The following is an 11021-nucleotide window of genomic DNA, read 5'->3' as shown; positions in this document are numbered from 1 at the left end:
TGAAGGATATAACAGCATAATTAGGCACTTTCTGGCAAGATTGAGAAGAAAGTCAAAGTGTTATACTAAGAGTCTTGAAATGCTGAAGTACTCTGTTCTTCTTTTGATGAAGTACAGAAATAAAGAGTTAGCTATGTTTAGTTAACAATGCCAAATTATTAATACAAATAATTAACTGAATCAAAATATAATAATATGAAGTATGAGAATGAGTAAGTGAAATAAATGCAAAAAGAGCTTGTTCACTGAGCATGAGTTTCTTCAATTTTCCAGCTCATACAGAATAGAATGTTCTCTTTACAATTTATAGAACATTGATTACCTTCGCTGCAGAGAAATAGAGAATCTTCGATGTAAGGACCGATTACAAATACTTAATGGTAATTTATAATAATGCAGCCCAGATACCCTTATTGGATTTTGTTAGGGATGCCAAATTCAATTAAAAAAGCAAAGAGGTATTCACTCTTTGCATCAATTTGCGAAATACCACAAGAGTCCCAGTGCGATACCGATCAGTACCCACATTTTAAAACTACAGCAACTACCAGAGCTACAACAGCTTCCACTACTGCAGGACCCATTCGCCCCAGGGGCATCAGACTCGTGCATTTCACCATTATTTAAAGTATTTTCATTTTCATTCATATTATTCAATCCTATTTATTACTCTTAAGAAATATTATAAATTTCAAGGATATTCCCGAAATATCCACATTCACAAACCGAAGCACAGGAATTTAACTTTTGGTAAGAGATGGAGGCATTTCAATATAGGCATAGCGGCAACTTATACCCAACCTTGGCTCACTCATCACCAACGATCTTCCAATACTCAAGCTCACAAGCATATAAACAGGCAGCTAATCTCTTCTTTTCTCCAAGATCATCAACCGTCTGATTCAATCCAAGTTTTGAACATTCCCCAGAGACCTTACAGACATCACAACAATTTCGACCCACACCATACCCCCTTAAGCTCAAAAATACTTTCAAGGATTAACATTAAAGATATTAGATGAAGATATCCAAGAAAACAAAAATAAATGTGACAAGCGATCCTAAATATATCCCCTAAAAATGTAATAAAAGGGAAAAAATGAACCTTAGAAGCTTGACAAGAAAGCGACCTTACTGAATACGAACACCGCGACAGAGCCCACGGCAACTTCCTGAAGATTGAAAGGAATAGATCCACCAGGGTTTGTGAGCATATAAAGGATCAATGTAGCAATTCCTGCAAAGGCGAAAGCACCAATGATAACATCTTCCATTTCTACCATTTTTTCACGCTCCATATGAAGTTGAGCATTCAATTTAAGCTACGAGAGTAACTATTATTGTATATACATCAAATTCGATTCGTTTTTAAGTGATAATGTGATTTTCCTAAATGGGGATGCAGCATATAAACTTTATGCATTAAAATTTTATGAATGCCTTTGTAGGAAAAATATAGACATCAACTAGAGATAATTAACCTCGCATGAGAAATACAACCCCTCGCCGTTGTAACTACAAAAAAGAGATGAAGCAGAACATTAAATGAAAATAGAAGAAGATGCTGACTAAGATAACTTATGCCAGATCAGACATTCACAGTTACCACCATTGCCGTCTCCACAGAATTAGATAACACAGAATCAACAATAGACCCAAGCTCTTCGTCCATAAATGGTTTGAGCAAAAAGCCCTGAGGATTGGCAAGTTCTGCCATCTCCCTCGTTTCACGGGAAGAATCGGCAGTAATGAAAACGATAGGAGTATTTGACATTTCCCGTATCTTCATCGCGGTCTCCACCCCATTGATACCGCCTTTTAAACGTATATCCATGAGCACCAGATCAGGTCGGACATTCTCGACCATTGCGATAGCATCAACCCCTCTTGAAGCCAGGCCTGACACACAGTACCCCATTTTCGCCAGCTTCAACTTTATCATCATACCGACGATAAGTTCATCCTCAACTACTACGATCTGCGCATCTTTCATAATACAGTCCCCAAACAAATATTCCAGCCCAGGATCATACATATGTAACCACAATAACAAAGAATATCAAGTAAGGTCAAACCGAATTCCATCCACCTTTACAGACATATTCACATTATTTATCATAAGACCCGTAAGCGACTTGATCACATCAAGAGAATCACGGTCATTCTCAGGAATAATGCACTCAGAAGATGATGCTGCAAAAAGCATTCCCATAAAATGCCCCTCGTGATGGATAGGAATTATCGCAGTACCCTGAAGACCCTCATCATTAAGGCACGAACCTGAAATAAAAGGGTAGATCTCCGAATAATGCTTGTATATAGGAAAACCTTTCTCCGCAAAATTGAACTGAATAGAATTATGATCGAAATAGGAGATACAACTCAAAAAACCATCCGAGAGACCTTTATGTCTTACGAGGACAAGTCCGCCAGTGACATCATCCAGCATATAGAGAGCACCGGCATTAATAGCATCTAACTGTGTTGTCAATTTAAGAAGAGCACCCATTGACTCCTCAAGATTGCCAGACCAATTCTGATCAGTCCCCATTTCCCTTTGAATGAACATGAAATCAGTTATCTTCTTTTCATCGCTAATATCAACGATACTACATTCCAGACGTTCCATCAACCCGCGCTCATCATAAACGATCAGCATCTTTTCGCGAACCCATCTGACATCACCATTAGATGTAAAAATACGATACTCCTGTACAAATACCCCATCAGGATCAACAGGACCATCGGAATAAACGGACAATGCCTTCCTAACCATTTCCAGATCAGCAGGGTGAATAATATCTTCATAATTCAACCCTTTGGACATGAAATCATCTGCATCATAACCAAACATGGCAACATTATCAGAAACAAACTCAATAGGCCACCCATACTCAGAATTCCAAACAAAGACCACTTCAAGATCCTCATATGAAACATCAGATACCTCTTCGACCATAACCATAGAACCACCCATAATTTACACAACACTTATTAGATAACCAAAATTCATCAGCTGAATAAAAAAGAAAAGTTCCCGGAAAGATCCGGGATCTTTGGACAAATAAAGGAGCTGTTTATACCATCACTTTTTCCTTGAAAGTTCTGGTATCATACCCACGTTTATAGCAGCCATCTTGTCAGTATGTGCCTCATGCTGTGAGTAGAACCACATTGGGACATACAGAGCAAGTACACAAATACCGACAATTGTTGAGAACCAGCTGCCTTCAACACTGTTAAGGTAGATCACACCGACCAGACAGAGTGGAAGGTTGAAAAGACCAAACATCAATGAAACGTTCTTCCATCCGGTTGGTGCCTTGAATGGCCTGTCAAGACCAGCAAGATGTGGGTCTCTCTTTGCCTTTACGTATGCGAAAAGGCTGATACCGTTAGCACAAACATATCCGATTGCTGATGCAGCGAGGATAGCTGATGGAGTGCCCATTGAGATCAGGACAAGGTTGAAGATACCGATAACGACCATTGCAAGGATCGGAGTTCCATGAGGGTTTGTCTTTGCAAATACTTTAGGAAGATTTCCTTCAGTTGCCATTGAGTGCATTGCCCTTGAAGCACCAAGGTATGCAGTCTGGATGATCAATACCATTGCTGCAATGAGCATGATAATAGCGATCGTTGAACCGAAGTCACCGAGTGCTATCTGTGCAAGCGGAAGCATTGGGTCAATTGGTGCAGCTGCAATACCATCGATGCCCAGTACACCAGTAATGGTCATCTGTACAAGAATGAAAGCTACCAGACAGATAGCACCACATGAGAACAATGCCTTTGGTACATCGGATCCAGGGTTCTTATATTCCGGACCATAGATAGCTGCAGTTTCCCATGCGCAAGCACTCCACTGAGCCATTGCAAAGATACCAAGCAGGATCAATATATGATGGAAATCCCATGCCCAATCAGTTGGCAACCAGGTACTGGTGATATTAGACATTGCAAAGTCACCGGTTGCATAAGGTGCCAGTGTAATAATTGCCATTGGGATAAGTGAGAAAGCTGCGAGGATATAACCTACTGTAGCACCACTTGAAAGTCCACGGTAGTTCACAAGAATAAGACCACCAAATATCACAACACCTGCTATCATTGAAAGCTGGTACTGGCTGAAAGTTGCTGCAAGTGAAGGGAACAAACTGTGAAGATAAAAACCAATAAGAATTGCGAAGATAGCAAGTACAGGGTTCCATGCGAACCAGTAACTCCATGCACTGAATCCACCGATCAATTTACCCTTGTCGTACTTTCCTTCATGATTAGGTGACTTGAAAACATTCTGTGCAAATCCAGGCAGACCGGATGCATTAGGGAATGTAGTTGCGAGTTCACCATAAGCGAGGTTCTGCATAAATCCCTGGAATACAGAGAGACCCCATACAATAATAGCAAATGACCATAAATAGCTGGCAAAATAGCCAATCGAAGGTAAGATCAATAAAGGTACACCAATAGCAATAGCCAACCCCTGTTTCCAATCGATCGATCGTTCAAGCTCACCGGCTTCACAGACGACCTTTGCACACTGTTCTGCGTGCTTCCAGTCTACACCCGATTTCTTTTCCTCAGACATATTACATCACACTCCTTTTCTAATAAATACTTCCTGTCAGATCAAAAAACTGAAAAGGACCTGACAAATGCCAGGACCTTCATATCAGTATATGCAGAAGGGATTTAACCCGTAATTTCCCTGAACTTATCACAGCAGTTGATGTCTATACCGAGAAGCTTCTCGATGTTCATCTTAGCTGCAATACCCTTTGCGCAGCCAGGAACTGATGTGATTACACCAATGTCGAGCTCTTCCCTGAGTTCCCTCATGACATACTCGTCGGAGAGATCTGCATTTGAAACACCGAGTTTCTTTGCTACGAAGTCCTTTGCTTCACCGATTCTCATGTTCTTGTCAAACTGCATCCTTGCAACAAGGTCACCAGCTGCCCTGATACCGGTCATACCGGAAGCCATGATGTGTGAGATTGGCATACCCATTGGGTCACCAACACCGATCTATATACCATCGACACCAGCGATCTCGACCATTGCTTTGCTTGCCCTTGTTACTGCATCTATTGGCGGGGTCTCAAGCATTGGGATACCACCTACACCCATACCCATATCTGCGTGACATGGAATTGTTGATGCCTCAACAGCTGCCTTTGTGAATGTTACTGAACGACCAAGGTTCCATGCGGATGTCCTGCTGGTATTGGTATTACATACAGGACCGAATATGTTTGCTCCTGCCTTTGCTACAAGTGGTGCCTGCTGATGTGGCCACAGACCTGCAAGTACTGTACCATCGTACTCAAGCTCTCCGTGCATACCGAGAACAAGTTCTCCTGCCATACCTGCTTCAATGTAGATTCCCGGGAATTCTTTCCTCAATGCTTCGATAGAATGAAGGGATGCATACATGTCACCGTCACCGGCTGCACCGATGGTATCGAAGTTGACACCGTCACAACCAACATTCTGGAGTTTTTGCATGATCCAGGTCATGTCGCGGATACCGTGCTCTGCAGCATGGGAAATAGAATCCTGTGCTTCGGAGATCTTGAATGCTTTCATAAGATCGCCAGGATTCTCGAATGGACCATCAGGAGTGTAGTAAAGACCCATGTTTGGCATTGCGCCATAGAGCATAGGAATGATCATGTTCTGCTGGCAGGACTCCATTGTCTGGCATTCCTGAGAGATGACAGGCTTTACAGGCTTGTAACTGTAGTCGATGTGACCGAGTTCCATTGTATCCGCACCAAAAGCACGCTCGTGGATCATTGAACCAACAAGTCTGCTTGAAGGAATACCTACACCACTGTTACCCTGGTCACCATCAATCCTGATAGCACCGATATCGTGAGTTACAGGAACTTCCATGCCTGGCTCCACGCCGACAATCCTGCCAGGTGAAGTGATGATGTCAAGCATGTGTTCCATTTCATTTTCGGAAAGTGCTGGGATGTCACCAAGGTCTGCTGCATCTGCACTACCTGCTTCGATGTCAGCTCTGATGTCTTCCTTTGTCATGAAGATCTTCTGACCGTCACCCATTCTTAAGAAATATTCTGTTGCCATATTATACACCTCGATCGATCAGAGAAGTAATTCTTTTGCTTTTGCTACAGCTTCACTTGCATTTTCTGCATAGCAGTCTGCACCACATTTCTTTGCCCATGCATCAGTTGCTGGTGCGCCACCGACCATGACCTTTACCTTGTCCCTGAGTCCGTTCTCTTTGAGTAGCTCAATGACTTCTTTCTGGCCCTGAAGGGTTGTTGTCATAAGTGCGGAAAGACCGACCATGTCTGCGTTGGTTTCCTTGATCTTGTCAATGAAGTTCTGTACAGGAACATCCCTGCCAATATCGTGGACCTCAAAACCTGCTGCCTGAAGCATTGTTGATACGATTGCCTTACCAATGTCGTGAACGTCACCCTCGACGGTACCGTTTACGATAACACCGAGCTTAGAAGATGCGCCTCCGCTTGAACCAAGCTCGTCCTGAAGTAATTCAACACCCGCGGACATTGCATCTGCTGCCATCATAACGTGTGGAAGGAAAAGTTTTCCTCTCTCGAAGAGTACACCAACTTCGTTCATACCTGCTGCGAGACCGTTGTCGATAAGTTCTACTGCTGGAGCCTTACCTTTTGCTTTACCTACTGCAGCGATTACATCATCTTTCTTGCAACTTACTACCGCATCGGATAGTGTTTTAAATAATTCTTCGTTTGCCGTGTTACAACCTCCTTTACATCCATGTGGAAAAAACCACATTGACGTGGCAGCAGGATATTACTCCACACCACCATAGAATGAAAAAACAGTATCTTATATAGCATAATTTGGCGTGTAAGTCCTACTGACATCGGAAATTGCGGATGGCATGAGAAATCGCTAGTGGTATCGGATATTCCTAAGACTTGAGAAATTCCAGAGGCATAAGAATTTCTAAAGGCTTTGGTATATAAGCTGACAAAATACAGTTAATAGTTGTAGGATTTTGAAAAATGCAATTCCTTAAAGCCCTATCTATTATAGACAACCGAAAGAGTCATTACTATTGATACAGGATTTTATAGAAGATAACAGATGAGATCATCGCTTAGTGATACTATATGGCTTTCTGAAAAAAGAAAGAACCTTTTATTATTATTGGTTGAAGGTCCAAGGAACATCGACCAGATCAAGACATCACTTAATGTCACTTCAAAGGCCATGATGCCACAGATCAAGATACTCAAAGAACAGGACATGATAGTACAGAACGAACTTGATGATTATGAGCTATCCGATGTCGGTCGCATTATAGTAAAGAACATGTCCCCACTTTTAAAGACACTTGGCGTTATTGAAGAGAACATGGAATACTGGGCAACCCGTGACCTTACATCCATCCCCGAATCCCTTTCATACCGCATAGGGGAACTCGGGCAATGTATGTTGATAGAACCTGATCTTAATCACATGTTCGACCTGCCAATAGAATTTACCGAGAACATAATACGTTCAAAGAATGTGAAAATGTTCATCTCCTACTTCCATCCCCTTTATCCCAGATTGTTCATAGACCTCCTTTCAAAAGAGATCGATTTTACACTTATATTTACAGAGTCGGTATTCAATCGTATGAGAACAGACTGTTCAAAAGAATTAGAGCTTCTAACAGGATCAGGAAGTACTGACCTGTACGTTTGTGACGATTCCATTAAACTTACCACAATAACGGTAACTGAAAGATTTACATATCTCTGTTTCTTCAACAAAGAAGGAATGTATGATCACAGAAAGATCATGAGCTTTGATGAAAGTGCCAGTAAATGGGGAGAAGAGCTTTTCACTCACTATCAGAACCTTTCAAGAAGGATCACGGAGCTCTAAACGCAAGGGAGTGAAACAAATGGACTGGAAGAACACATCCCTTAAATCAAAGCTTATACTCTTCATCGTAGTCGGCGTTCTATTAGTATTGGTAACATCAACATCCGTAATTATTTCAACGGTCACATCACAGGAAGAGACCCTCGCTTATGAGCAATCTATCGAAAAAGCAAGGGGATTCGCCAACTATTTTGACAGCGATATGCGTAAGAATCATGCAATAGGCCAGACCATTGCCAATTCCATGAACGCTTATGATTCTGCGAACAGAGATGAAGTGAATAATATACTCAAGGAAGTGGCAGTACGCAACCCGAATCTTCTGGGAACATATGTATGCTATGAACCAAATGCCTTTGATGGCAATGACCAGCTTTTCATAAGCGCAGAAGGTCATGATGAGACCGGACGCTTCATACCATACTGGAACAGGATCAATGGAGACCTGACAATTGATCCATTATTGAACTATGAGGAATCAGATTATTACCAGTTACCAAAAACAACAAAGGTCGATCATATCATTGACCCCTATTTCTACGAAGGTGTGTTCATAGTAAGTTATGTTACGCCTATTTTCAAAGATGATGAGTTTGTCGGCATAGGCGGAGTCGATGTATCCCTCACATACCTTGATGAAGTTGTCAGTGAAGTGAAGATATTCGACACAGGATATGCATTCATGACTGGAAATACGGGCATCCTTATCTCGCAGCCTGAACAGAAGGACTGGATAGGCTACAGAACACTTTATGATTTCAATGTCCCTGAGATCACCGCCATGGCAGATGAGATCAAAGTAGGCAACTGTGGATTTATCGATACTATCGACCCTACAACAGGAAAGACCGTGGTAATGTTCTACGAACCTATCAAAACAGGGAATTTCTCTTTTGTTCTCGTAGTACCAAAGGATGAAATGCTTGCTGGAGTTACTGAATTGCGTAACAACCTCATTGTGATATCCACAATATCTATTATTTTCATGACAGGACTTGCAGCCATAATCGCCGGATTTGTCACAAGACCCATCAATGAGATAGTTGCTGATTTTAAGGACCTGTCAGATGCCGCTGTGGTCGGAGAACTTCATGCCAGAGCTGATACCGATGTAGATATCGATTTCAAGAACATACCGTTAGGTTTGAATGAGATCCTTGATGCATTTACACAGCCTATGACAGAGACCATGCGAGTTACCAATGAACTGGCAAAGGGTGAGCTCCAGACACGTGTGGCAACTGACCTGAAAGGAGAGTTCAAACATATTGGAGATACCCTCGATAGTTTCGCAACAAAGCTCAATGCCATTATCGATGAATCGAACGCTGTTCTGACAGCATTCCAGAATGAGGATTTCACCCGTAAGATCAAACTAAAGGGAGAAGGAGATTTCAGGATACTTACAGACGGTATCGAGAAGACAAGACAGTCCCTTTACAGTGCAACCACCGAGCGGAAGAAAGCGGAAGAAGAGCTTATACGATATTCAAAGGAGCTTGAACAGTCCAACCAGATGAAAGAAGAGATGGAGAGGGTTGTTGAGAATAGTCCTGTCATTGTTTTCAAGTGGAGAGCGGAGAAAGGATGGCCTATTGATTTCGTATCGAAGAACATTTCACAATTTGGATATTCAACTGAGGATTTCGCATCCGGTAAAGTAACTTATGCAAATATCGTTTACCCTCAGGACCTCCCCAGAGTGGAGGAACAGCTACAAAGAAAATGCGACGAGGGAGCAAATGAGTTTACTATTGAATATCGGATACTGACCAAATATGGCAAAATCGTCTGGGCTGATGAGAGGACCTTTATCCGCCGTAATGCAGAAGGAAATGTGGATTATCTACAAGGCATCATTGTAAATATCGATGAAAGGAAACGTGCAGAAGAGGCATTACTAAAGGTAGAGGAAATTCGCAAGAAAGAGATCCATCACCGTATCAAGAATAACCTGCAGGTGATATCAACACTGTTGTACCTGGAATCGGATAAGTTCAAGGACAAAAAAGTAAGAGATGCTTTCAAGAACAGCCAGGACAGGGTCAGGACAATGGCACTGGTCCATGAGAAGTTATATCAGTCCGAGGATATGGAAAGTATTGATTTTGCAGATTATACAAAGAATCTTATTACATACCTTTCCCAATCCTACGTAGTAGGTAACAGGAACATCACCATCGATCTTGATGTCGCTGATGTGTTCCTGAACATGGATACTGCAGTACCACTTGGAATTATCATTAATGAGCTTGTTTCAAACTCGCTTAAATATGCATTCGATGATAAGGACGAGAACGAGAAAGGTATCATATCCGTGGATATTGAGCACCACGGAGACAATTTTATGCTAACGGTCAGCGATAATGGCAGTGGCATACCAGATGATATAGATTTCAGAGATACCGAATCCCTTGGATTACAGCTTGTGACGAACCTTGTTGAGCAGATCGATGGGAACATTGAACTTAAAAAGGACAATGGAACAAAGTTCATAATTCAATTTACAGAAGAAAAATACAATTGAAAGAGGGTAAATGATGAGCCAGACCAAGATACTGATAGTGGAAGACGAGAAGATCGTCGCATTAGGTATTAAGAAGATGCTTAAGAACCTTGGATACATTGTCCCCAGTATCGCGTCGTCGGGAGAAGAGGCGATCAGTAAGGCGGAGATCACATTTCCAGACCTTATATTGATGGACATTATGCTAAAAGGTGATATGGACGGAGTCGAAGCTGCAGACAAGATACGAAAAAGCTTCGATGTCCCAGTAGTTTTCCTCACTGCCTATTCGGATGACAAGATATTAGAGAGAGCTAAAAGAACAAAGCCTTACGGATATATTATCAAGCCTTTTGAAGAGAACAGCCTTCATACGACCATTGAGCTTGCACTTCGCAATTACAGAGAAGAGAAAGAGCTTGAATGAACTTAAAGTGCCCATGGCAAAAGCTGTTCAGCCTGGTTATTTAAAGTAAAAACGTAACTATTCAGCCTAACTATCGTCAATCCTGTATTATCAACTCTAATACAAAAAATTAATTTGCAATCCTAAAATCAAACAATCGTTGGAACAAATGGCTTTCCATCGATTGCATCTTGAATAGCC

9 protein-coding genes and 2 pseudogenes are annotated in these 11021 nt (G+C 41.7%); 4 read left to right on the top strand and 7 right to left on the bottom strand.

All coding sequences use genetic code 11. The features are described from left to right. A pseudogene (locus KDK67_RS12560) lies at positions 1–145 on the top strand (IS1 family transposase); the annotation flags it as partial. Between the two features lie 662 nt (positions 146–807). Here the strand turns inward: KDK67_RS12560 and KDK67_RS12555 are convergent. From KDK67_RS12555 to mtbC, 7 genes and pseudogenes are all read right to left on the bottom strand, one after another. Continuing rightward, entirely contained in the window at positions 808–963 is a 156-nt protein-coding gene (locus KDK67_RS12555) for a hypothetical protein (protein WP_250869142.1), read from the bottom strand. Positions 964–1106: 143 nt separating this feature from the next. After that, positions 1107–1283 (bottom strand): hypothetical protein, encoded by a 177-nt coding sequence (locus KDK67_RS12550; protein WP_250869140.1) that lies wholly within the window; start codon positions 1281–1283, stop codon positions 1107–1109. 305 nt (positions 1284–1588) lie between these two features. Further along, the gene (locus tag KDK67_RS12545; protein ID WP_250869139.1) at positions 1589–1993 is read right to left on the bottom strand and encodes a response regulator; all 405 of its coding nucleotides are present in this window, start codon (positions 1991–1993) and stop codon (positions 1589–1591) included. A 66-nt stretch (positions 1994–2059) separates the two neighbouring features. Beyond that, on the bottom strand, positions 2060–2965 hold the full coding sequence (locus KDK67_RS12540; RefSeq protein WP_250869137.1) for a GAF domain-containing protein: 906 nt from the start codon (positions 2963–2965) through the stop codon (positions 2060–2062). A 120-nt stretch (positions 2966–3085) separates the two neighbouring features. Next, a complete protein-coding gene (locus tag KDK67_RS12535; RefSeq protein WP_250869135.1) occupies positions 3086–4594 on the bottom strand; it encodes an APC family permease in 1509 nt (502 codons plus the stop codon). A gap of 104 nt (positions 4595–4698) precedes the next feature. After that, positions 4699–6102, bottom strand: a pseudogene (gene mtbB, locus KDK67_RS12530) ([dimethylamine--corrinoid protein] Co-methyltransferase). An 18-nt stretch (positions 6103–6120) separates the two neighbouring features. Beyond that, positions 6121–6804, bottom strand: coding sequence for a dimethylamine corrinoid protein MtbC (gene mtbC, locus KDK67_RS12525; protein WP_250869133.1), 684 nt, complete (start codon positions 6802–6804; stop codon positions 6121–6123). Positions 6805–7119: 315 nt separating this feature from the next. On the opposite strand from mtbC, the gene KDK67_RS12520 reads away from it, so the two are divergent. From KDK67_RS12520 to KDK67_RS12510, 3 genes are read left to right on the top strand one after another with little or no spacing between them, the layout of a single operon-like run. Beyond that, positions 7120–7908 carry a helix-turn-helix transcriptional regulator gene (locus tag KDK67_RS12520; protein WP_250869131.1) on the top strand — a complete coding sequence of 263 codons (789 nt, stop codon included), beginning with the start codon at positions 7120–7122 and terminating at the stop codon, positions 7906–7908. A 19-nt stretch (positions 7909–7927) separates the two neighbouring features. Continuing rightward, the gene (locus KDK67_RS12515) at positions 7928–10435 is read left to right on the top strand and encodes a histidine kinase dimerization/phosphoacceptor domain -containing protein (RefSeq protein WP_250869130.1); all 2508 of its coding nucleotides are present in this window, start codon (positions 7928–7930) and stop codon (positions 10433–10435) included. 13 nt (positions 10436–10448) lie between these two features. Then, a complete protein-coding gene (locus KDK67_RS12510) occupies positions 10449–10841 on the top strand; it encodes a response regulator (protein ID WP_250869144.1) in 393 nt (130 codons plus the stop codon). The last annotated feature ends 180 nt before the right edge of the window (positions 10842–11021 follow it).

It is taken from the genome of Methanococcoides seepicolus, from assembly GCF_023684405.1.
Taxonomy (GTDB): Archaea; Halobacteriota; Methanosarcinia; order Methanosarcinales; family Methanosarcinaceae; genus Methanococcoides; species Methanococcoides seepicolus.
This window is presented reverse-complemented; position numbering and strand designations above follow the sequence as displayed.

Excerpts from the sequence above, each read along its gene's own strand:
- KDK67_RS12550 (WP_250869140.1), bottom strand. The coding sequence starts at position 1,283 with ATGGTAGAAATGGAAGATGTTATCATTGGTGCTTTCGCCTTTGCAGGA.
- KDK67_RS12545 (WP_250869139.1), bottom strand. The coding sequence starts at position 1,993 with ATGAAAGATGCGCAGATCGTAGTAGTTGAGGATGAACTTATCGTCGGT.
- KDK67_RS12540 (WP_250869137.1), bottom strand. The coding sequence starts at position 2,965 with ATGGTTATGGTCGAAGAGGTATCTGATGTTTCATATGAGGATCTTGAA.
- KDK67_RS12535 (WP_250869135.1), bottom strand. The coding sequence starts at position 4,594 with ATGTCTGAGGAAAAGAAATCGGGTGTAGACTGGAAGCACGCAGAACAG.
- mtbC (WP_250869133.1), bottom strand. The coding sequence starts at position 6,804 with ATGTGGTTTTTTCCACATGGATGTAAAGGAGGTTGTAACACGGCAAAC.
- KDK67_RS12520 (WP_250869131.1), top strand. The coding sequence starts at position 7,120 with ATGAGATCATCGCTTAGTGATACTATATGGCTTTCTGAAAAAAGAAAG.
- KDK67_RS12515 (WP_250869130.1), top strand. The coding sequence starts at position 7,928 with ATGGACTGGAAGAACACATCCCTTAAATCAAAGCTTATACTCTTCATC.
- KDK67_RS12510 (WP_250869144.1), top strand. The coding sequence starts at position 10,449 with ATGAGCCAGACCAAGATACTGATAGTGGAAGACGAGAAGATCGTCGCA.